We start from the raw sequence: 22,689 nt of genomic DNA on the forward strand, positions 1-22,689 counted from the left end.
GATACAGTAATTTTAATGTAAAAGAAGTTTGGAGGTTATGAGTTACCTATGCAGAAAGAAATTATGGAAGCTTTAAATGTAAATCCTGCTATCCAGCCAAAGGAAGAGATTAGAAAACGCATTGATTTTTTAAAAAGATATATGCAAGTTGCAAAGGCGAAAGGGTATGTGCTTGGGATTAGCGGCGGTCAGGATTCTAGTCTTGCTGGTCGCCTTGCCCAGCTGGCAGTAGAGGAACTGAGAGCGGAAGGAAGAGAGGCGAAATTTATTGCTGTCCGACTCCCGTATGGGGTTCAAGGGGATGAAGAAGACGCTCAGCTTGCACTCAGGTTCATTCATGCTGATCAGGAATATAGCTTTAATGTGAAGGCTGCTGTTGATGCTGTACAGGAAGAGTATGATACTGTGACAACAGGCGAACCGTTAAGCGATTACCATAAAGGTAATGTGAAGGCGAGGATGAGAATGATTGCCCAATATGCGATTGGTGGTATGGAGGGATTCCTAGTGATTGGCACAGACCACGCAGCAGAAGCAGTGACTGGATTTTTTACGAAATATGGTGACGGTGGAGCAGATGTCCTGCCGTTAACAGGTCTGACCAAACGTCAAGGTAAAGCCCTGCTAAAAGAACTAGGAGCTGATGAAAGGCTTTATTTAAAGGTTCCAACAGCAGACCTGCTTGATGTAAAACCAGGACAAGCGGACGAAACAGAGCTCGGTATCTCTTATGATGAAATTGATGATTATCTTGAAGGAAGAGAAGTATCGAAGGATGTCGCTGAAATCATCGAAAAGCGCTATAGAATGACAGAACATAAACGCCAGCTGCCTGCATCGATGTTTGACAGCTGGTGGAAATAGTAGGAGAGGTATATGCCTCTCTTTTTTTTGAGTTTTCTTTTTTCAAAAATTCATAAAACTGATAACAAAGAGATCAAAATGTTCGAATAGTAATGTAGACGATATTCTAAGTCCTGCTGGTTTCCAAGCAGGCTTTTTACATTTAATTTGTAAAAAAGGGCAATATATAGCTGGAAATATCTTTTTTCTCAAATAGATTATTGGATCTGGGGGTTAAATTGTGAAGAAACTAACGGTTTTATTAGCGCTGTTACTAAGCTTTATCTTAATTTTAGCAGCATGTGGAAAAGATGAAGGGAAAGAGAAAGAGAAAAATAAAAAAACTGATGAAAAGGCAGCTGAGCAGAGTGATGGCAAGGATTTATTAGCTAAAATTAAAGATGATGATAAGATTTTAATAGGTACGGAAGGTACATATCCGCCCTTTACTTTCCATGATACCAGTGGAAACTTAACTGGTTTTGATGTCGAGATTGCCACTGAGGTTGCAAAACGTATCGGTGTTGAACCAGAATTCAAGGAGACGCAATGGGATGCCATGTTCGCAGGGCTTGATGCTAAACGCTTTGATATGATTGCAAATCAGGTTGGTATCCGCCCCGATCGACAGGAAAAGTATGATTTTTCGGATCCCTATATTACCTCTGCAGCTGTACTTATTGCCCATAACGATAACAATGAGGTAAAAGCTTTTGAAGATATAAAAGGATTAAATTCAGCACAATCTCTTACCAGTAACTATGCTGACATGGCGAAAGATTTAGGTGCAAACATTGTAGGTGTTGAGGGCTTTAATCAATCTGCAGAGCTCATTGCCTCAAAACGTGTGGATGTAACAATAAACGATAAGCTATCGTTTTTAGATTTTAAAAAGCAGAGAGAGGATGCCCCGATTAAAGTTGTGGCTACAAGTGAAGATGCTTCTGCAAGTGGATTTATGTTTAGAAAAGACAGTGAGAAACTGGTTGATGAAGTGAACAAAGCGTTAAACGAAATGATTGAGGATGGCACCTATAGTAGAATTTCAGAGAAGTGGTTTGGCGAAGATGTACTTAAATAGTATTTTTGCCGACCCAGTAAGAACAACAAAGCTTATTGAAATAGCGAAAAGTTCCCTCCAGCCGCTGCTGGAGGGAGCTGTTTTATATACCATACCGTTAACGATTATCTCTTTTATTGCTGGTTTGATTTTAGCCGTTTTAACCGCACTAGCCCGCATTTCTCATATAAAGATATTACAAATAGTAGCAAGGGTCTATGTCTCAATCATACGTGGAACACCACTCTTGGTCCAGTTATTTATCATCTTCTATGGTCTACCTACGGTTGGGGTTATTCTCGGCCCATTTACTTCAGCAGTTATCGGTTTTTCACTTAATGTCGGGGCATACGCATCTGAAGTTATTCGTGCAGCTATTCTTTCAATACCAAAGGGACAATGGGAAGCAGGCTATTCAATTGGGATGTCTTACTCTCAAGCATTAAGAAGGATTATTCTTCCACAGGCAGCCAGGGTGTCAATCCCGCCCCTTTCTAATACATTTATTAGCCTTGTAAAAGATACATCTCTTGCATCACTAGTGCTAGTGACGGAGATGTTTCGCCGTGCTCAGGAGATTGCATCTAGAAATTATGAGTTTTTGTTGGTGTATACTGAGGCTGCATTTATTTACTGGGTTATATGCTTCCTGTTATCTATCATCCAACAAATGATGGAAGCAAGACTAGAACGCTATGTGTAGGAGAGGTTTCCGGTGATATCAATTAAAGGCTTATATAAGCAATTCGGCAAGCTAGAAGTGTTAAAAGGTATAGACATTGAGGTAGGAAAAGGTAAGGTTGTTGTGATAATTGGACCATCTGGATCAGGTAAAACCACGATGCTCCGTTGTTTAAATGTTTTGGAAACACCAACTAAGGGCTTGGTTTCAATTGATGATCAACGATTGGATTTCTCGCAGGGTGTCTCTAAGAAAAGTATTTCTAGCTTTAGGCGTTTAACAGGGATGGTTTTTCAAAGCTATAATCTGTTCCCTCATAAAACAGCCATCCAAAATGTGATGGAGGGGCCGGTTGTCGTAAAAAATGAAGACAAGGAATCAGCCCGAAAAAAAGCAATGGCACTACTTGAAAAGGTTGGTCTTGATGATAAGGTGGATTTCTATCCCTCCCAGTTGTCGGGTGGTCAGCAGCAACGTGTCGGTATTGCCCGGGCATTAGCTATGGAACCTAAGGTCATGCTGTTTGATGAACCAACATCTGCCCTCGATCCTGAACTTGTTGGTGAGGTACTAAAGGTGATGAAAGATCTTGCTGGTGATGGTATGACGATGATTGTAGTCACTCATGAAATGCGCTTTGCCAGGGAAGCTGCGGATGAAGTAATTTTTATGGATCAAGGAGTTATTGTCGAAAGAAACAAATCGGAAGAAATTTTTACTAATCCAAAAGAAAAACGAACAAGGATGTTTTTGAATATGATTCAATGAGGTAAAAGGTGTTATGGCAAAAGTCATACACGTTTATTAGCTAATAGGAAGGAAAGTATAAAATTTTTACCGAATTTTATACTTTCCTATTACGCATAAGTGCAACTCCCCCTCTGTCTTCGCCTAACGGCGAATTTTCTTTATTATTCAGGTAAAATTTAATTAAAAAGTGAAACTTTTCCATTAAGTGATCGTATTAATGGTCGTGTACATAGAAAGGACGGATGCTTATGGAAGAGGAGTGGTTAGTTTGCACTAAACTTACCTTACCAATTAAGGATGGATGCCAATGGAACTATTTAACCAACCGTTAGAAGTCATCTATTTATATGCTTTAATCATTTCTGCTATTTTAACAGTTTTGTATGTTCTATTTGGGGATTTATTGGACTTTGATGGACCAGATATCCTTAACCCCGTTCTAATTCTAGCCTTCGTGACGATTTTCTCGGCCAGCAGCTATCTCTTTGAAAAACTATCATCGATTCATTTCTTGATGATCATTGCGATTTCAGCTGTACTTGCCTTGATCTTGGTTACATTATTAAATGTTTTTGTTTTGGTTCCAATGGCTGCTGCTGAGGAATCACTTGTTTATCGAGAAAAAGATTTAAGAGGAAGAATTGGTACGGTTATAACAGCCATTCCATTAGATGGCTATGGAGAGGTCATGATTGAAAATATCAGCGGCCGGATTGCCAAGCCTGCATCCAGCTTTGACGATCAACAAATTGCAAATGGTGTAAAAGTACTGGTGGTTGACGTAAAGGATGGCATTCTACAAGTAACGGTCCACCAAGAAGATAGGTATACATTTTAGGGAGGTCGAGTAAATGGAATTTGGTGTATTAGTCGTCATTGGGATTGTAGCATTTATTTTAATTGCACTCATTGGAGTATTTATTACGAAGTATCGTACAGCCGGACCGGACGAAGCCCTGATCGTAACGGGAAGTTTTTTAGGAAATGGCAGTGTTCATGTGGATGAGTCTGGTAATAAAATAAAAATCATCCGTGGGGGTGGTACGTTTATTTTACCTGTTTTTCAACAAGCAAAGCCGCTTAGTTTGCTTTCCAGTAAGCTTGAGGTCACTACACCAGAAGTTTATACCGAACAAGGCGTGCCTGTTATGGCAGATGGTGTGGCGATTATTAAGATTGGCGGTTCAATCAGTGAGATTGCAACAGCTGCAGAGCAGTTCCTTGGAAAGGCAAAAGAGGACCGTGAAAATGAAGCAAAGGAAGTGCTAGAAGGGCACCTAAGGTCTATACTTGGTTCCATGACTGTTGAGGAAATTTATAAAAACCGAGATAAATTTTCACAAGAAGTCCAAAGGGTAGCATCTCAGGACTTAGCTAAAATGGGATTAGTGATTGTTTCCTTTACGATCAAAGATGTTCGTGACAAAAATGGATATCTAGAGTCTCTTGGTAAACCTCGTATTGCGCAAGTTAAACGGGATGCTGATATTGCCACAGCCGAGGCAGATAAAGAAACACGAATTAAGAAAGCCGAAGCTTCGAAGGAAGCGAAGCGCTCAGAATTAGAACGAGCAACTGAAATTGCTGAAGCAGAGAAAGTTAATCAGTTAAAAGTTGCCGAATTCCGCCGCGAGCAGGATAGTGCAAAAGCTCGTGCTGATATGGCATATGAATTGGAAAGTGCAAGAGCTAAGCAGGAAGTAACCGAGCAAGAAATGCAAGTTAAAATTATTGAAAGACAAAAGCAAATTGAATTAGAGGAAAAAGAAATCCTTCGCCGTGAGCGTCAATACGATTCAGAAGTAAAGAAAAAAGCCGATGCAGATAGATATTCCGTTGAGCAGGCAGCAGCAGCGGATAAAGCGAAACAAATTGCTGAGGCAGAAGCAAATAAATACCGGATTGAAGCAATGGCAAAAGCAGAGGCAGAAAAAATCCGCCTAGATGGTCTATCAAAAGCGGAGGCCCAAAAGGCTCAAGGTACAGCCGAGGCAGAAATTATTCGCTTGAAAGGTTTAGCAGAAGCAGAAGCGAAGGAAAAAATAGCAGAAGCCTTCGAGCAATTCGGTCAGGCTGCTGTTTTAGACATGATAATTAAAATGCTTCCTGAATATGCGAAGCAGGTTGCAAGCCCATTAGCTAATATTGATAAAATTACAGTGGTTGATACTGGTGGATCTGGTGAAAACGGCGGCGCAAATAGAATCACTGGATATGCCACGAACCTAATGGCAGGACTACAGGAGTCATTAAAGGCTTCTAGTGGCATTGATGTGAAAGAATTAATTGAAAGCTATGCCGGTAAAGCTAATATCAAAAACAGCATTCAGGAATTAACCGAAACCGTTAAAAAAACCGAAGATTAATTTTAACAAAAAACACCTTATCAAACCGTTGATAAGGTTTTTTTTGCAAAAAAGAAGAGGTGCCCACGGGGACACCCTTATGTTAAAAAAAGAGAGATTAAAATTTGGGAAGTTATACGGTTCGGAACCTGTAAACCTTGTTACAAACTCATCTTAACGAAAAAGATTGTAGATGTTATGAAGAAGTTGTGGTGAATTTGTGAAGTTACAAACATCACAGACCGTAAATGATATAGTTGAGATGAGGGGAGTTGAATATCGATGAAGATCTTACTAGTAGATGATGAGAAAAGAATCGTCGAAGTTCTCGAAGCCTATCTCGAACGGGAGGGCTATGAAATTCATTGTGCTGATAATGGAATTGATGCCTTAAAAAAGGTTAAAAACATACAACCTGATTTGATTGTTTTAGATTTAATGCTGCCTGATATTTCAGGAGAAGAAGTGTGCCGGCTAGTTCGAAAAGAATCAGAGGTTCCGATATTAATGCTAACAGCAAAGTCGGCTGAAGACGACCGGATTAATGGAATCGTAATGGGTGCAGATGATTACTTAACCAAGCCATTTAGCCCGCGCGAGGTGGTTGTCCGAGTACAAGCGATCTTAAGGCGTGTTAAGAAAGCAGAAAAGGTTGAGAAACTAGAATTTAATAATCGAAAGCTGGTCATTGACCTGATTAAGAAAGAGGTCACTGTCAAAGGACAGGATACGATTTTGACACCAATTGAGTATAGGCTATTGACCAATATGGCATTGAATCCAGGAAGAGTATACAGCCGGATGGATTTACTAGAAAAAATTCAGGACGAAGGCGTCTATTATGAAGGCTATGAGCGCAGCGTGGATACCCATATTAAGAATCTTAGAAAAAAAATCGAGCTGGATTCTAGGCAGCCAACGTTTATTCTGACTGTATTTGGAATGGGGTATAAATTTGGAGGGGTACTAGATGCTGCAAACGCTACGGTCTAAAATCCTCTTTTATTTGTTACTAATCTCGATGATTGGGATTCTATTTGTAAGTTTTTTTATGCAGTGGGGGTTTGAAGAAAGCTTTAAAAGCTATTTAGACCGTAACCGTGATAAAAAGGTTGATCGAATTATTACCGAGATTGAGAAAGACTTTAAGAAAAATGGACATTTCACTAGTAATCCTGTATTTGGTTTGCTACATGAACATGCGATGACTGACCAGCTTTATTTTCAATTGTACGATCGCTTTGGGCAATTGCAAATGGACTCCTCCAACATTCGAGGAATGCTCAACAGTCTGGGGTTAACCGAGCCTGCACCCAATGAAGAAGAGTGGCATTCCGCCACCTACACACTGAGAGTCGATAATAAAATCATTGGAAAGCTTGTTGCTATCTATCCTGTTGGTCTGATTGATGATGAATATACATTTATTCAAACGATTCAATTATATATTTATGCGGCCGTATGCTTAACCATCTTGTTAGCGATCCTTTTTAGTATGTTATTTTCGAAAAAGCTAACTTCGGGGTTAAATAAAGTTTCCTTTGCAGCCAACGAGCTGCAGAAGCATAATCTCAATATCCGGATTCCGCTGTCTGGCCTACCAACAGAGGTAAAGCATCTTGCCATCTCCTTTAATAATTTAGCAGAATCATTGGCGAAGGAAGAGATGCTTAGAAAACAATTCACAGGGGATCTGGCTCATGAATTAAGGACACCACTAGCCACCTTAAGAAGTCAAATTGAGGCATATCAAGATGGAATATGGGAACCGACAGCTCATAGACTTCAGGCAAGTCATGAGGAGCTCATGCGCTTAGTACGTCTCGTAAACGAACTGGAGAAGCTGCTCGCGGCCGAGAATCCGCAAATCCGTCTGGAGAAAGTAGAGTTAGAAGCTGGCAGTGCCCTGCAAGCACTATGGGAAATGTTTTTACCGTTGTTTAAGCAAAAGGGAGTACAGCTGCATATCGAAGAGCCAGAAGAGGAACTCTTTTTCCCAGCTGATAAAGACCGATTTATGCAAATTCTTTCAAATATTATAAATAATGCATTGAAGTATACTCCGGAAGATAAAAATGTCACCATCTCTGTTTTAACAGAAAAGGAAGGCTATGTCGGTTTCAAGGTGGAAGACGAAGGTTCGGGTATGGCTGAGGACGATATTCCTCATATATTTGAACGGTTCTATCGTGGAGATAAATCTCGAGATCGTAAGACTGGTGGAGTGGGAATTGGTCTCTCGATTGTGAAGGCATTAATGGATGCACATAAAGGAATTATTAAAGTAAAAAGCAGATTGAATAAAGGGACAACCATGATACTCTGGTTCCCAGAAGAAGACTAATCAAAACAAAAGGCCGTGATTAAACCATCACGGCCTTTTAGCTTATTAAATCTGAAATATGATAAACCTTACCACTTACCACATCATCTTTAAGAATGAAATCCACTAACGCACTTCCTACCACATCAGCACTTAACAGCTTATTTTTTTCTTTGAACTCTACAAACTTCTCAAGTTCTTTAAAAGCATCTTTTGAAGAAGACCGAATGGTTGTCTGCATATCTGTATCCATTACACCTGGGCTAAAGGCAATGATTTTATTCTGTGTGTTTTGTGTAGCTTGTTCAATCGCAACCGTTTCGGTAAACATGTTTAAGCCAGCCTTTGAAGTGCAGTAAACACTCCAACCCTCAATTGGACGGGTGGCAGCACCGGAAGTAATATTCGTAACGATTACTTTGGAATTCGTTTGACCAGCCTTATTGATAAAGATATTGGTAATTAAGATAGGGGCAATCAAATTTACTTGAATATTACGCAGGATGGGTGTTTGATCCAAATTGCCCACTGTTTCAATCGGCTCAATTACACCTGCATTATTAAATAAATAGATTTCCTCAGGGTTTTTAGTGAGAATGCTTTGAGCAATCTCTAGAAAAACCTCCTGAACCTGTTTCTCTAATGAAAGATTACAATGATAGTACGTATAGTTAAAGCCCTTTTCGAGTGCGAGTTTCTTCAATTGTTCATTTTCTGTACGTGAAACAGAAATCACGGTCATTTGTTCTTGGAGCAGCCTTACAGCTATGGCTTCTCCCAAACCGCGAGATGCTCCGGTAACGATTGCAAATTTCATCTATTCTTTCTTCCTCCCTAAAATACTGTGTTTATAGCTATATTTTATAGTTCCAATTTCCTTTAATCAATCTTTGATAATTTTAAAAAAACTGTTCCACAAACGGAACAGTTTAAGAACTAAGCGGATAGAATTTTTTCCATTCATTTAAGAAAGGGGATGTTGCTGAATTTGGATTTTCAATGACCTTTTGGGTCTGTCCATATTGTTTTACTTCACCCTCTACCATGATAGCCAGTTTGCTGGTTAGATAATTAATTTCCATCAGATCATGGCTTACAAACGCGGTTGTCGTACCCGCATCTTCAATGATCCTTTTGAAGTCTTCCATCAATTTAATTTTTGTAGGAAAATCCAGCGCAGAAAAGGGTTCATCGAGAAATAAGATTTCTGGTTCAACAATCATCGCTCTTGCCAGATTTACCCGTTGAGCCTCGCCGCCTGACAGGAAATGAGCGTTTTTTTTTGCTAGATGGGTAATCTGAAATTGTTCCATCCAAAGGTGTACCTTTTCCTTAATGACAGCTTTGGGAAGCTTTCTAAGCTTTAATCCAATAGAAATATTATGAAATACTGTACCGTCTAAAAGCAGTGATTGCTGCAGAGCGACAGAGAATTTTCGGCGCATGTCTAAAGGAGGTAAACCACTTGGAATAACTTGACCACGATACAGAATCTCACCACTGCTTTTATTTTCAAGCAAGGCCATAACCTTTAGCATCGTACTCTTTCCCGCACCATTCGGCCCCATAATTCCAACAAAATCACCAGCATCAATTTGAAATTCAGGAATCTTCAATATTGTCTTATTTTGTGATAGATAGGTAATGTTTTTTAATTCAATCAATGAACTCAAGGTATGTGTCTCCTTTGCTGAAGTAATGTCAGGGAAGCCGTGATGAATAGTGCTACGGTTAATAGAATAAAGGAAATCGCTAAGGCGACATCAAAATTACCTTTTGAAACTTCCATTACAATGCTGGTCGTTAGGATTCGTGTATCTCCCTTTATATTTCCCCCGACCATCATCGCTGCACCCACCTCTGCAATAACTCGGCCAAAACCAGCCATGATCGCTGCCACAATCGCAATCTTGGTTTGCTTGACTAAAAGAAGTAAAGTTTGTATTTTTGTTGCCCCAAGTGCTTTAATCTGTAATAAAAGCTTCTCATCAATTTGTTGAAAGGCGGAACTTGTCAATCCCGTCACAATTGGTAAGGATACCAATACCTGAGCCATGACAATGGCTGTAGGAGAGTATAGTAATTGTAAATGGCCAAGTGGACCTGAGCGCCACAAGAACATCGTAATCCATAGTCCTGCCACAACGGGTGGTAATCCCATTCCGATATTGATAAGAATTAGGACGATTCTTTTGCCTTTAAATTTTTTTAAGCCAAGAAACATTCCTAGTGGCAAGCCAATTAAGGAACTAATCAGGATGGCCGTAAAGCAGACCCTTAGAGTAAGCCAAGTAATATCAAATATCTCTTGATCACCTGAGAGAATCATCTCTATTGCCTTTTTTAGACCATCTATGATGAGTTCCATTCTACCTAACCGCCTTTTCTATTCTGTATATTTAAAGAATAAAGACTGGCCATAATCGTCTTTACCAAAATCTTCAATGGCTGCTTGTGTTTTGTTATTTATCATAAATTCAATAAACTTTTCTGCATCGGTATGGTTTACCATGTCGTGCTTTTCTGGATTAACCTGCATAACATGGTAGATATTCATTAAATCCTCTGCACCTTCCACCACGATTTTGAGATTCGTTACGTTTTTCTCTTGGGCAAGCCAGGTTGCACGATCTGTTAAGATATAGGCATTTTTTTCGTTCGCTACCTGTAAAGAAGCACCCATCCCCTGACCAGTTGAAATATAGGAATCACCGACGGGTTGTACATTTATCGACGCCCATATTCCAAGCTCTTTTTTATGAGTTCCTGAGTCATCCCCTCGCGTAACAAAATTGGCTTTCCCTTCGAGGATTTTTTGAAATGCCGCTTTAATATCTCCATCACTAACCTCTGCTGGATGATCGCTAGGTCCTACTAAGATAAAATCGTTGTACATCACTCGTTTGCGATTAATGACATCACCGCTATTTACCAGTTCCTCTTCAGACTTTGGGGCATGAACTAAAAGGATGTCAGCTTCACCTTTTTTGCCCATTTCTAGTGCTTGCCCTGTTCCAACAGCTATGGTTTTCACTTTTACATTATTTTCTTCTTCAAAGAGGGGGAGTAATACATCTAATAAGCCACTGTCTTGGGTACTGGTGGTTGTAGCAAGAATCAGGTCTGTTACCACTGTTTTTTTTGCATCTGCCGACTCTGCATTTGAATTACCACAAGCTGATAATAAAAGAAGGACAAAAACAATTAGTAAAGGAAAAATTCGGTTCTTCTTCACTTGACTTCCTCCGGTTGACTAGTCTGATAAATGATTGTACCTAAATCACTAATATCGTAACCTTCTAAGTTTCCTAAACTATTTTTAAAAAAGGGAGACTGTAAATAGGTCATTAATTCCGTTAAGTTAGAAGTATTCTCCTCTGTAAAACGGAAAACAAGGTCAAACTGCTCTTTAGCCACCGGAATGAAATCAAGCCCCAAATGGCTGGCAGCAGAACGAATACCAAAAGCTACATCAGCCATACCTCTACTTATATAAGAAGCAGTTGATAGATGGTTCCATTCTTCAGTTTCATAGCCAGTAATATCAGAGGGATTAATGTTGTGCTTAGAAAGCATCGAGTCTAGAAGGAATCTAGTTCCGGCACCTTTTTGACGGTTAACAAATTGAATTTCTTTTCTGCTTAAATCATGAAAGTTTGTAATTCCCTTTGGGTTACCCTTTGCTACAATAAAACCTTGTTCACGTGAAGCGAGGCGTACTAAAGCAATCTTTTCATAAACAAATAACTGATGGATAAAGGGGAGGTTGTATTGTTGTGAAGCTGGGTCTAGCAAGTGAATGGCTGCAATATCTGCTTGTCCCCGGTAAAGCATCATCAGACCCTCTAAGCTCCCTATGTATGTTGGTTGTATTTGTTGATGAAGCTGAACCGTAGTTTGTTTAACAAAGTGCTCTACTAGAAAATCATGGCTTCCAGAAAGTCGAATCGGTAATGAAGCTGAAGGGACCTGTTGTTCAGCCTGACTTTTTTTCGAAGGTGCCTTTGTGTTTTCTTTGTATCTTTCAATCTCGGAGTGTTCAATTCTCATTTTATTGCCAATCTTAAACGCCCGCAGTTCGCCTCGTTTTATTAGTTCATATACTGTATGTTTAGAGATTTGGAAAAGTTGAGCGACTTCATCGGGGGTATAGGCTTTTTCATCCATCCAAGGTTCCACCCTTTCTAATATATGTAAATCATAAAGGAGTTTAATGCTTTATGAAAGTGATTTTTGTTAAGTTCTATCAAGTTTCGTTAAGTTTTATTTAGAATTGTCATATTTTATTCACTTTCATTTTAGGCGTTCACACTTTATTCGAAAACTTCACTTATTGTTCATTAGTGAGCAAAAAGATTTGTTGTAATATAGAAATAGAGAAAAATAATATAAAAGGACGGGGAGCAAATGGCAAAACTTCTATATATTACCGTAAATCCAAAGAATGATAGTAAACTTTCAAAAGGTATGCAAATTGGGGAAGTGTTTCTTGAAGAGTTTAAGAAGCATCGGGCAGATGTAGAAATTGAACATATGCATTTGTACGACATGGATATCCCTGAAATTGATATGGACCTGTTATATGCACGTGCAAAATTATCCTTTATGGGAAAAACCTTTGACGAATTATCCGAAGCTGAGCAAACGAAATACCTGAGCATGCATGCTCTTGCAGATCGTTTCATTGCAGCTGATTACTATGTGTTTGTTACACCGTTATGGAATCTTGGTGCACCAGCTATTCTAAAAGCCTTCCTTGATAATTTGTTCTTAGTTAATAAAACATTTACCAATACACACGAAGGACCGAAGGGTTTGTTAACAAACCGAAAAGCACTTCATATTCAGACCCGTGGCGGCATTTATTCCACTGGCCCAATGGTTGACTTTGAGTTTGGTGACCGTTTCTTAAGAAAAGCACTTGGATTCTTAGGAATGGAGTTGCTAGATACAGTGGTGGCTGAAGGAATGGATCATTTCCCAAAACAAATTCCGGAAATTATGGAAAAAGCAAAGGAACAGGCAATCGAAGCAGCAAGAGAAATGGCAAAAGAATCAGTTACCGTATAAACATAAAAAAAGCGGTCTCGATATCTCGGGCCGCATTTTTGTATTGACTGTTTTGGTAAAGATTGTTGCTTTTGTATGTAATCAAATTAGTGAGATGGAGCGGAAGACACTTGACTCCAGCGGGAAGAAGAGGAAAGGTCGTGACCCCGCAGGCGAAGCCGAGGAAGCTCGACTTCCTCCCCGCGGAAAGGCAAGTGTCTGGAGCGAAGTGGAACGTACTTGTTGCTATTAACTTATTTTAAAACTTACCCGTAAATTGTAATAGCAGTACGGCTAACCCGAGAACCGATACATAAATAGCAAATGGTTTTAATGAGTGTTTCTTCAAATAGCCGATCATCCATTTTACGGCAATGTATCCAAAGATGGCCGATGAAATAATCCCTACGAGCAGGCCGGATAGGGAAATTTCTTCACCAGCACCGCTGACCAATTCGAGCGATTGGAGGACAACCGCACCTGCGATTGCTGGTGTAGATAACAAGAAGGAGAAATAGGCAGCCGTTTCCCTGTCTAACTTTCTCCATAATGCGGCAACAATGGTCATACCCGAGCGTGAGATCGCTGGAAAAATAGCCGCAGCCTGAAACGATCCAATAATAAAGGCATCTTTATAGCTGATATCGTCCATCTTCTTATAACCATTCTTAGCAGAATCAGCAAACCATAAAAAAAGACCCGTAAGGAGAAACTCCCAGCCAATGGTGACACCTGTTTTGGATATTTCCTCAAAATAATCCTTGAAGAGCAATCCGATGATAACAGCAGGAATTGTGCCGACAATCAACAAGAAGGTTAATTTGCTAAAGGGGTTCTTAATCATCATCGCAAATTCTCTCCTGTAAAATACAAAAACAGCCACCAGTGTTCCGAGATGGAGCATGGTATCTAATAATAGCCCCGCTTCCTGTAATCCAAAAAGATTCCTTCCCAAGTATAAATGCCCCGTACTGCTGATTGGCAGAAATTCAGTTATTCCTTGAATAATTCCTAATATGAAAGCTTCTAATTTACTTAACATATTGCCCCTCTCTTTCACGATGGTCTAAGGCCTGTACATAGTTAAGATATATGCAGGGAGAAGGGCAAATAATATAAAAATTAGCCAAGCTTCAAAGAATCTAATTATTTCCATCATCTTCAAGACAAAAATAGTGCAAAAGAATGGCTTCCTCCCATAAAATAGAAATAAGTAATTTTTTGAGAGGGGTTGGACCTTTGAAGAATATCCATCTACATTTCAATACGTCTATTGGGGTTAAAAAACCAGAAAATATAAGAAATAAAATGCAGCCCTGTCCTTTTTGTGAACGGGACCAGCTCGTTGATATTATTGATGTTGAAGGACCTATCATCTTATTAAAGAATAAGTTTCCAGTATTAGAAAATGCCTATCAAACGGTTTTAATTGAAACGGACGACTGCCACGCAGAATTATCATCATATGACCTTCCACATTTGCATAGACTTCTGCAATTTGCACTGAGGCATTGGCATGATATGGATGTGAACGGGAACTATCAATCGGTCATTTTTTATAAAAATCATGGACCATTGTCTGGAGGTACGATAGCTCACCCCCATATGCAAATCATTGGTTTACACGATATCAATTATAAGGAAAATATTGATGAAGAAGTATTTGAGGGAATTTTAATAGAAGAAAAGGATGGGGTACACTTTTCACTATCGACTAAGCCTAAGGTCGGCTTTTATGAATTCAATATTGAAATGCCAGATACTCACTATGTTGAAACCTTCGGGATAAATCTTCAAAAGGTAGTCCATTATATTCTCCATAACTTTCCTTTTAAGGCGAACAGCTATAATCTTTTTTTTCATCATTATGACCGGAGAATCATTGCTAAAGTAGTCCCGCGATTCATCACAACACCACTCTACATAGGTTATGGAATCCCACAGGTTCCGTCTAATCTCCATTGGATGGTGGACGATATTAAAAATAAATACTTTACCGAAAAGTGAAATCACATTTAAGGTGGTTTCTTTTTTTCTATGTAAATAAACCCATTAGCAGTTTAGAAGTTGTGCTTTGTTCTCATAAAAAATATAATGAAGGAATGTACAAGTTCCTTTTAGATTTCTCATAAGGAGAATGATTCAACATGACTTCTGAAAACAACACAACAGCTAAATTAGACTATAGTCTAGTATTTATATTAATTCTGTTATTTTTGGCAAGCTGTGTGGCGATATATAGCGCACAGGCAAGCGGACAATATGGAAGTAACTTCTTAATTAAGCAGATCATCAACTACGGTATTGGTGTGGCGATTATTGCTACTGTCATTCGATTAGATTCTGATCAGTTGAAAAAAATAACTTGGTATGCGTATGGATTTGGCATTTTCCTGCTAGTTTTTTTATTGTTAGCACCAGAAAGTATAGCACCAGCAATTAAAGGGTCAAAAAACTGGTTCAAGGTCCCCGGACTAGGTTCACTTCAACCCTCAGAGTTTGTCAAAATCTTTATTATCCTGGCCCTGGCAAGAGTCATTGAGGAACATCACCATAAAAACCTAGTAAAGACAGTCCAAACTGATCTTTGGCTCTTAATCAAGCTCGGAATGGTAACCATGCTGCCTTTACTTCTTATTATTAAAGAGGATTTAGGAACTTCGCTAGTATTTCTGGCTATTATGTTAGGAATGATTTTTATTTCCGGTATAACCTGGAAACTACTCGTTCCAATCTTCACCTTCGGAATTAGCTTAACAGGAACAATTTTTTATTTTGTTTTGTGGAAGCCAGAGCTACTAGAAAAGTACCTCGGTGTCCAGCAGTATCAGTTTGGCCGAATCTATTCGTGGCTTGACCCTTATAATTTTCAAAGCTCTACTGGCTATCACTTGACGAGGTCATTACTCGCAATCGGTTCTGGGCAAACAGGCGGAAAAGGCTACGGAAACAGAGAGGTTTATTTACCAGAAAGTCATACTGACTTTATTTTCAGTGTTGTTGGTGAGGAATTTGGCTTCGTTGGTGCGAGCGTATTAATTAGCTTATTCTTCTTGTTAATTTACCATATTACAAAAGTAGGGATGGAAACAAAGAATAACTTTTACACCTATATATGTGTCGGAGTAATTAGTATGATTACCTTCCACGTATTCCAAAATGTCGGGATGACAATTGGTGTTTTACCCATTACAGGGATTCCGCTTCCATTTATCAGCTATGGTGGTAGTTCATTAATGGGGAATATGCTGGCAATTGGTTTAATCTTCTCAATCCGCTACCACTTCAGAAAATATATGTTTTCAACCACTGCGTAGAAAAGCTCCAGCACCTTTAGCTGGAGCAGAACATACAAAAGAGCGAGGTCATGGCGGACTCGCTCTTTTTTCTATCTATTTTATTGGGAGTATTCTTACTTAATCTCAAAAATCCCTTCGATATCATCTAGCATTAAGTTAGCAGCTAATACACCGCCAGCTGTGTTCCAAGTCGTATCATTTACTTTGTGAACTGCACCTTTTTTTGCTACCTCTAGGTTTTGAAATAGGGGATCATTAATCCAGTCGTCTTCCAATTCTGTTCCTTTTCCATCGCCTGTATCATAGGTGAAATAGAAGAGGATATCGCCTTCCATGGCTGGGATACGTTCCTTTGTCACATTTCTTTCTGCGAAATCATCTACATCCTGACTTTCAGGGCGGGCAAAGCCAAGATCACTTAAAATAACTCCAGAAAAGGTATCTTTGTGATAAATACGAACCTCTCCAGACATAAAGCGTACCATCGAGACCTTCATATTCTTTTTATCAGCTAGCTTTTCACTGATATTGGCAATACGGTCTTCATAGTCACTTAGAACTTCATTACCTTTTTCCTCTTGGTTGATTGCTTTTGCATACAGCTTGAAATTTTCTTTCCAGTCGCCGCGAAGGGTTTCTGCAAATATTGTAGGTGCTATCCCTTTTAATTGGTCATAAATCTTTTCTTGACGCATTTTATTACCGATAATTAAATCGGGTTTTAAAGCAGCAATCGCCTCAACGTTTGGTTCACCTTCAACACCAACATCTTTAGTGTCCTTTAATAATTCAGCACTATGCTCATACCAAGGATCGCCAGTAAAAGATTGGACTGCTCCAACAGGTGTAACACCCATTGCTAATAAAGCTTCTGTTCCTTCATTAGTTAGAATAACAATTCTTTTTGGGGTTCCTGTAATCGTTTCAGTCCCCATCGCATGCTCAACGGTGTAAGTTACTTCCTCGGTAGTTACAGGAGCTTCTTCCTTTTCTGCTGTTTTTTCTTCTTCTTTCCCGCCACATGCAGCTAAAAGAAAAATAGCTAGAATAGAGAACAAGGTAAATACGGACTTGAGTGACTTCGTCATATGCTTAAAAAGCCTCCTTATGTATTTGTTAATGATAATCATTTTCAATGACATCCTTATCATAAAATGCTGTCAGCTATCCTGTCAACGCTTTAATTGAAAATGATTATCAAAATCATTGTAATTTTATTGTGAATTTTATATGGTGTAATTGAAAATGATTTTCAAGTTCATTGACAATCATTATCAATTGGTTATAAAATTTAAACGATAGAGAACGTTTTCTCCTATAWAGAAGTAAGAAAGGTTTTTACTAGATGCATGTAAAAAACAATACCATAAAATTCACTGTTTTTTTTGCTGCCTTCTTGCTGATGATTTTTTTTATGTGGGCCAGTATTATTTACGGCTATACAAATACGAGCTGGCAGACAGCAATAAAATCCTTTACACATTTTGATGGCTCTAATGAACATATAATTGTTCAAACTGTTAGACTTCCGAGAGCATTAATCGCGGCTGCGGTTGGAGCGAGTTTAGCTGTTTCGGGTGTACTTATGCAGACATTGACGAAAAACCCGCTGGCCTCTCCAGGCATCTTTGGAATCAATGCGGGTGCTGGATTTGTCGTTGTTGCAGGAGTAACGCTTTTTAATGTAACAAATCTGCAGGCATTCAGTGGTCTTGCCTTTGTCGGTGCAGCGATCGCGGCCATCCTCGTCTATACCGTAGGTTCCGTTGGACGCGAAGGATTAACCCCAATGAAATTGACCCTAGCCGGTGCAGCGATTTCTGCTATGTTTTCCTCTTTTACGCAGGGGCTGCTTGTGGTAAACGAAGCCGCGCTTGAACAAGTTTTGTTCTGGCTCGCAGGCTCTGTCTCAGGTCGTAAATTAGAAACACTCGCAAGTGTCTTACCTTACTTAGGAATTGGCTGGATTGCCGCCATTCTAGTCTCAGCGAAAATGAATATCCTCTCAATGGGGGAGGATGTAGCAAAAGGGCTTGGTTTGAAAACAGGACTTGTTAAGCTTGCCGTTGGTGTCATCGTCATTTTACTTGCAGGTGGAGCCGTTGCCGTTGCAGGACCAATTGGTTTTATCGGAATTGTTATTCCTCATATTACCAGGTCCATCATCGGCATAGACCATCGTTGGACCATTCCGATGTCGGCTGTTCTGGGTGCGATTCTTCTGTTAGCAGCTGATATTTCGGCAAGATATATTATTATGCCCTCTGAAGTTCCTGTCGGGGTTATGACAGCGATCATTGGAACTCCATTCTTTATATACATAGCGAGAAGGGGGTTCAATGGTCGATGAGCAAATACAAAAGTATTCGATTTATTAAAGGTAAAGTATCCTTTTTACTAGACCAAAAAGCAGCGCTCATCCTATCCATCTTACTGGCAATTATTTTTATTATCTTTGTTTTAAGTACAGGGATCGGTGAAATGAAGATTAGTCCGTTAACAGTACTAAAGGTATTTGTGGGCAGTGGTCCCGAATTGGAGACACTCATTATTACCTCCTTTCGATTACCTAGGATTATCATTGCTCTGCTCGTGGGAATTTCTTTAGCCGTTGCTGGTGGGATTTTGCAAGGAATGATTCGAAATCCGCTCGCTTCACCAGATGTATTAGGTATTACCGGTGGTGCGGCAGTGGCGGTCGTTGGATTTTTAGCGTTTTTTAGCGATAAAAATAACGCATTAACTGTAAGTATTGCCTGGCTTCCATTAGCAGCTTTTATCGGGGCAGGAGTAATCGCCTTTCTAGTCTACTTCCTTTCATGGAAGAATGGAGTCTCGCCAATAAGACTGGTATTAATCGGAATTGGGATTTCTACGTTAATGCAAGCATTAACGACATTAATGATGATTTTAGGGCCCATTTATCAAGCTAGCCAAGCAAATATTTGGATTACTGGAACGGTTTATGGCTCCAATTGGAACAATGTAGTGACCCTGCTTCCATGGACGGTTATTTTCCTCATCATTGCCATGGTTGCGGTAAGAACCATCAATATCCAAGAACTCGGAGATGAGGTCGCGACAGGCTTAGGCGGGAAGGTTCAAAAACAACGGTTTATACTTTTAATGATTAGCACGGCACTAATCGGCAGCTCAGTAGCTTTTGCTGGAGGAATTGGCTTTGTTGGATTAATGGCCCCCCATATGGCCAGAAGATTGGTTGGGTCTTCCTTTGGAGCGCTCCTGCCTGTTTCAGGCTTAATCGGAGCTATTCTCGTGATGCTGGCCGATTTAATAGGAAGAACGATGTTTTCACCGTTGGAAATTCCTGCAGGGGTTTTTACAGCCGGAATTGGTGCACCGTATTTTATATACTTACTATTTAAAACAAGGAACACATAGAATTACTAAATGAAGGAGCTGGGGTGCTGATGAACGCGATAGAAACGAAAAATTTATCTCTTTCATATGGAGAGACGCTCATCATTAATGAGTTAAATCTAACTATACCTAAAGGTGAGATAACCGTTTTTATTGGTGCGAACGGATGCGGAAAATCGACTCTCCTTCGTTCAATCGCTCGTCTTTTAAAACCAAAAACAGGTGCTGTTCTGCTTGAAGGTCAAGCAATCGCTAAGCTTTCGACAAAGGAAGTAGCAAAAAAAATGGCCATTCTTCCACAATCACCAATTGCACCTGAAGGGTTAACTGTGCTCCAATTGGTAAAGCAAGGGCGATATCCCCATCAGTCATGGTTAAAGCAATGGTCGGAAGAGGATGAACACAAGGTAAATGATGCACTTAAAGCTACCCGTTTAGATCACTTAAAGGAAAGGACAGTTGATTCTCTTTCCGGAGGACAAAGACAGCGTGCTTGGATTGCCATGACTCTCGCGCAGGATACAGAAGTAATTTTATTAGATGAGCCAACAACCTATCTCGATATGACGCATCAAATTGAAATCCTTGACCTTCTTTATGAACTGAATGAAACACAGAACAGAACCGTGGTAATGGTTCTGCACGACCTTAACCTCGCATGCCGTTATGCACACAATATTGTCGCGTTAAAGGATCAAAAAGTATACGCTCAAGGTAAACCCGAGAATGTAATTAACTGCAGCCTTGTAAAGAATGTTTTTGGAATGGATTGTGAGGTTACAATGGATCCTTTATTTGGAACACCACTATGCATTCCTTACGGTAAAGGAAGATGTATTCTTAAAAAGGCGGTAGCGTCAAATGGTTAAGATCACAAAAGAAAATGACATCACTTTACTAGAAAAATACAGACTCAAGCCAGAAATTATCCATTCCTTTGATGTTGCTGACCTTTTAGACGAGACTTTTTTGAAAAAATTCATGCCGCATTTAGCTGAAGCAATTGGCGCACCATCTGAAAAGACAGCAGCTTCGATTTTTATAAAGAGGTACGCATTCCTTGCTGTACTCGCGCTCTTTTCCATGTCTGTAGCTAATAAAAAAATCAATGTTTCGATTGAAAATATTGAAATGGAAGATGCTGAACAAAGGAAAGATTGGCTACCTGGGCTTAAACTAAAAAATCTCTCTATCGAGGACTGGAACGGTGAAGACCGTGATACATGGCGAAAAACGGTCTATCAAGATCTTTTTGCTAAAAACCTGTTTCCTTTAATCAATCAATTGGAAAAATACTATAATCTCTCAAGATTAATTTTATGGGAGAACATAGCAGTCTATTTATTCTGGCTCTATGAAACAGAGCTTAAGGATAACAATCACCCAAATATAAAAGATGATTTTCGTTTTTTAATATTTGAAGCTGAGGGAAAGTTGTTTGGTCCATACAATAACAATCCGTTGAAAAAATATTACAATGATAAGCAATATGTTGAGGAATTCCAGGAAGAAATTAGAACTAGGAAGACCTGCTGTTTTACCTATCAGCTTAAATGTAGGCCTAGCCGCTGTAAAACGTGTCCATGTACACATATCGCTAAAGAGGGAGTGTGCTTTGATGGAGAAAGTATTTGTACAACAGTTCGAAGCCTTGCTTGATAAATACAGTGAACTTCTAGTTGGGGAATCGACGGATACGACAAAGGAAAAGGTAAAGGCGTGGGCCTTGTATACTCATATTGCCAAATCTATGCCTGCTCTTGCCAAACATTGGAACGAACTTTATCCTGAAGCGAAGGAAGAAATGAAGGAAATCATTAGTGAAATAAAAGTCTTAAATGAACAGCATCGAAACATCACCAAAAAGTAACATCGAAGAGACTTCGATGTTCAGGCTGTCGAGAAACTTTCGACAGCCTCTTATTTTTATGCAAATATTTTAACGATTCACCGCGTTAATTTGTTATAATATTATTATAAAAGGCTTTGAAATATGTCTGTTGAATTGCGCTCCAGGCACTTCGCTTTCCGCGGGCGGTCGGTGAGCCTCCTCGTCGCTTGCGCTCCTGCGGGGTCTCACCCTGACCTTCTAGTCCCGCAGGAGTCTACGTGCCTTCCACGCAATTCAACAGAGTTTAAATCTATAGTGTACAGCTCTCTACATAATTAAAAATTAAATAATAAGTGGTGAAATATATGTTTAAACCAAAAGTATCAACCCAAARTGAATTTGAATTTGTAACTATTGATGACTTGGTTCCTGACAATCACCTTCTCCGTTTAATTGATAAACATATTGATTTTTCTTTTCTTCTTGAAAAGGTACGCCCCTATTATAGTGATGATAATGGACGCCCTTCCGACCCCCTGAATTTATTTAAAATGATGTTTATAGGATATCTTTATGGCATCCGTTCTGAGCGACAATTACAAAGAGAAATTGAAGTAAATSTTGCATACCGTTGGTTTTTAGGTTTGAAGTTAAAGGATCCAGTTCTACACCACTCTACAATTAGTTGGAATCGCCAACACCGTTTTAAGGAGACTGATATCTTTCAGGAAACTTTCGATGAGATCGTTCTCCAAGCAATGAATCACAAGATGGTTGGTGGTCGTGTATTATTTTCGGATTCTACTCATTTAAAAGCTAATGCTAATAAACATAAATTCACAAAACAAGAAATTGAGGTAGAAACTCGTGATTATTTTGATGAACTAAATAAAGCAGTTGAAGAAGACAGATTAGCACACGGAAAAAATCCGTTAAAGGAMAAGGAGGAAGTGAAGGAAACGAAAGAAATTCGGGTTAGCACTACTGATCCTGAATGTGGATTTATGTCTCGTGATAACAAGCAGGAAATGTTTTGTTATCTTGATCACCGGACTACAGATATGAAATGTAACATTATTACAGATGTATATGTTACACCTGGAAATGTTCATGATTCTGTTCCTTA

General features: G+C 39.4%; 24 protein-coding genes. 17 read left to right on the top strand and 7 right to left on the bottom strand.

Going from position 1 to position 22,689, the window contains the following annotated elements; all coding sequences use genetic code 11:
- The first annotated feature begins 48 nt into the window (after window positions 1-48).
- The 8 genes from nadE (at window position 49) to BTR25_RS20140 (ending at window position 8,024) form a co-directional block, all read left to right on the top strand.
- Window positions 49-864 (top strand): ammonia-dependent NAD(+) synthetase, encoded by an 816-nt coding sequence (gene nadE / locus BTR25_RS20105; protein WP_075689812.1) that lies wholly within the window; start codon window positions 49-51, stop codon window positions 862-864.
- A gap of 220 nt (window positions 865-1,084) precedes the next feature.
- The gene (locus BTR25_RS20110) at window positions 1,085-1,924 is read left to right on the top strand and encodes an amino acid ABC transporter substrate-binding protein (protein WP_075689813.1); all 840 of its coding nucleotides are present in this window, start codon (window positions 1,085-1,087) and stop codon (window positions 1,922-1,924) included.
- Window positions 1,911-2,606, top strand: coding sequence for an amino acid ABC transporter permease (locus BTR25_RS20115; RefSeq protein ID WP_083652485.1), 696 nt, complete (start codon window positions 1,911-1,913; stop codon window positions 2,604-2,606). The genes BTR25_RS20110 and BTR25_RS20115 overlap by 14 nt, the downstream gene beginning before the upstream one ends.
- 12 nt (window positions 2,607-2,618) lie before the next feature.
- Window positions 2,619-3,353, top strand: a complete 735-nt coding sequence (locus tag BTR25_RS20120) for an amino acid ABC transporter ATP-binding protein (RefSeq protein WP_075689815.1) — start codon at window positions 2,619-2,621, stop codon at window positions 3,351-3,353.
- A 289-nt stretch (window positions 3,354-3,642) separates the two neighbouring features.
- The gene (locus BTR25_RS20125; RefSeq protein WP_075689816.1) at window positions 3,643-4,173 is read left to right on the top strand and encodes an NfeD family membrane protein; all 531 of its coding nucleotides are present in this window, start codon (window positions 3,643-3,645) and stop codon (window positions 4,171-4,173) included.
- 13 nt (window positions 4,174-4,186) lie between these two features.
- On the top strand, window positions 4,187-5,701 hold the full coding sequence (locus BTR25_RS20130) for a flotillin lipid rafts scaffold protein FloT (protein WP_075689817.1): 1,515 nt from the start codon (window positions 4,187-4,189) through the stop codon (window positions 5,699-5,701).
- 261 nt (window positions 5,702-5,962) lie between these two features.
- Entirely contained in the window at window positions 5,963-6,673 is a 711-nt protein-coding gene (locus tag BTR25_RS20135; protein ID WP_075689818.1) for a response regulator transcription factor, read from the top strand.
- Entirely contained in the window at window positions 6,651-8,024 is a 1,374-nt protein-coding gene (locus tag BTR25_RS20140) for a HAMP domain-containing sensor histidine kinase (protein WP_075689819.1), read from the top strand. Before BTR25_RS20135 ends, BTR25_RS20140 begins: the two co-directional genes overlap by 23 nt.
- 37 nt (window positions 8,025-8,061) lie before the next feature.
- Here BTR25_RS20140 and BTR25_RS20145 read toward each other — a convergent pair whose 3' ends face one another.
- The 5 genes from BTR25_RS20145 to BTR25_RS20165 form a co-directional block, all read right to left on the bottom strand.
- On the bottom strand, window positions 8,062-8,820 hold the full coding sequence (locus BTR25_RS20145; protein WP_075689820.1) for a (S)-benzoin forming benzil reductase: 759 nt from the start codon (window positions 8,818-8,820) through the stop codon (window positions 8,062-8,064).
- Window positions 8,821-8,932: 112 nt separating this feature from the next.
- Complete coding sequence (locus tag BTR25_RS20150) at window positions 8,933-9,676, bottom strand: ATP-binding cassette domain-containing protein (RefSeq protein WP_083652486.1); 744 nt, start codon at window positions 9,674-9,676, stop codon at window positions 8,933-8,935.
- A complete protein-coding gene (locus BTR25_RS20155; RefSeq protein ID WP_075689821.1) occupies window positions 9,673-10,371 on the bottom strand; it encodes an ABC transporter permease in 699 nt (232 codons plus the stop codon). The genes BTR25_RS20150 and BTR25_RS20155 overlap by 4 nt, the downstream gene beginning before the upstream one ends.
- Window positions 10,372-10,389: 18 nt before the next feature.
- Window positions 10,390-11,238 carry an ABC transporter substrate-binding protein gene (locus BTR25_RS20160; protein ID WP_075689822.1) on the bottom strand — a complete coding sequence of 283 codons (849 nt, stop codon included), beginning with the start codon at window positions 11,236-11,238 and terminating at the stop codon, window positions 10,390-10,392.
- On the bottom strand, window positions 11,235-12,170 hold the full coding sequence (locus BTR25_RS20165; RefSeq protein ID WP_075689823.1) for a substrate-binding domain-containing protein: 936 nt from the start codon (window positions 12,168-12,170) through the stop codon (window positions 11,235-11,237). Before BTR25_RS20165 ends, BTR25_RS20160 begins: the two co-directional genes overlap by 4 nt.
- Window positions 12,171-12,410: 240 nt before the next feature.
- On the opposite strand from BTR25_RS20165, the gene BTR25_RS20170 reads away from it, so the two are divergent.
- Window positions 12,411-13,073, top strand: a complete 663-nt coding sequence (locus BTR25_RS20170) for an FMN-dependent NADH-azoreductase (RefSeq protein WP_075689824.1) — start codon at window positions 12,411-12,413, stop codon at window positions 13,071-13,073.
- A 238-nt stretch (window positions 13,074-13,311) separates the two neighbouring features.
- Here the strand turns inward: BTR25_RS20170 and BTR25_RS20175 are convergent, their stop codons facing one another.
- Complete coding sequence (locus BTR25_RS20175) at window positions 13,312-14,094, bottom strand: undecaprenyl-diphosphate phosphatase (protein ID WP_075689825.1); 783 nt, start codon at window positions 14,092-14,094, stop codon at window positions 13,312-13,314.
- A gap of 197 nt (window positions 14,095-14,291) precedes the next feature.
- On the opposite strand from BTR25_RS20175, the gene BTR25_RS20180 reads away from it, so the two are divergent.
- The gene (locus BTR25_RS20180; protein ID WP_075689826.1) at window positions 14,292-15,059 is read left to right on the top strand and encodes a DUF4931 domain-containing protein; all 768 of its coding nucleotides are present in this window, start codon (window positions 14,292-14,294) and stop codon (window positions 15,057-15,059) included.
- 140 nt (window positions 15,060-15,199) lie between these two features.
- Window positions 15,200-16,369: an FtsW/RodA/SpoVE family cell cycle protein gene (locus tag BTR25_RS20185; RefSeq protein WP_075689827.1), complete on the top strand. Its 1,170-nt coding sequence runs from the start codon at window positions 15,200-15,202 to the stop codon at window positions 16,367-16,369.
- A 95-nt stretch (window positions 16,370-16,464) separates the two neighbouring features.
- On the opposite strand, the gene BTR25_RS20190 is transcribed toward BTR25_RS20185, so the two are convergent.
- Entirely contained in the window at window positions 16,465-17,439 is a 975-nt protein-coding gene (locus tag BTR25_RS20190) for an ABC transporter substrate-binding protein (RefSeq protein ID WP_075689828.1), read from the bottom strand.
- A gap of 257 nt (window positions 17,440-17,696) precedes the next feature.
- Between BTR25_RS20190 and BTR25_RS20195 the strand changes: the two genes are divergently transcribed.
- The 6 genes from BTR25_RS20195 to BTR25_RS20220 form a co-directional block, all read left to right on the top strand.
- A complete protein-coding gene (locus BTR25_RS20195; RefSeq protein ID WP_075689829.1) occupies window positions 17,697-18,701 on the top strand; it encodes a FecCD family ABC transporter permease in 1,005 nt (334 codons plus the stop codon).
- Complete coding sequence (locus BTR25_RS20200) at window positions 18,698-19,753, top strand: FecCD family ABC transporter permease (protein WP_075689830.1); 1,056 nt, start codon at window positions 18,698-18,700, stop codon at window positions 19,751-19,753. Before BTR25_RS20195 ends, BTR25_RS20200 begins: the two co-directional genes overlap by 4 nt.
- A 29-nt stretch (window positions 19,754-19,782) precedes the next feature.
- A complete protein-coding gene (locus BTR25_RS20205) occupies window positions 19,783-20,601 on the top strand; it encodes an ABC transporter ATP-binding protein (RefSeq protein WP_075689831.1) in 819 nt (272 codons plus the stop codon).
- Window positions 20,594-21,391, top strand: coding sequence for an IucA/IucC family C-terminal-domain containing protein (locus BTR25_RS20210; protein ID WP_075689832.1), 798 nt, complete (start codon window positions 20,594-20,596; stop codon window positions 21,389-21,391). Before BTR25_RS20205 ends, BTR25_RS20210 begins: the two co-directional genes overlap by 8 nt.
- Window positions 21,351-21,602, top strand: a complete 252-nt coding sequence (locus BTR25_RS20215) for a DUF2573 family protein (RefSeq protein WP_075689833.1) — start codon at window positions 21,351-21,353, stop codon at window positions 21,600-21,602. The genes BTR25_RS20210 and BTR25_RS20215 overlap by 41 nt, the downstream gene beginning before the upstream one ends.
- 326 nt (window positions 21,603-21,928) lie before the next feature.
- Window positions 21,929-22,689, top strand: a 761-nt coding sequence (locus BTR25_RS20220; RefSeq protein WP_139311295.1) for a transposase, incomplete at its 3' end; no start/stop codon positions are given.

Origin of the sequence: Bacillus sp. MRMR6 (assembly GCF_001940785.1) — a bacterium.
In the GTDB taxonomy this organism is placed as follows: Bacteria; Bacillota; Bacilli; order Bacillales; family Cytobacillaceae; genus Neobacillus.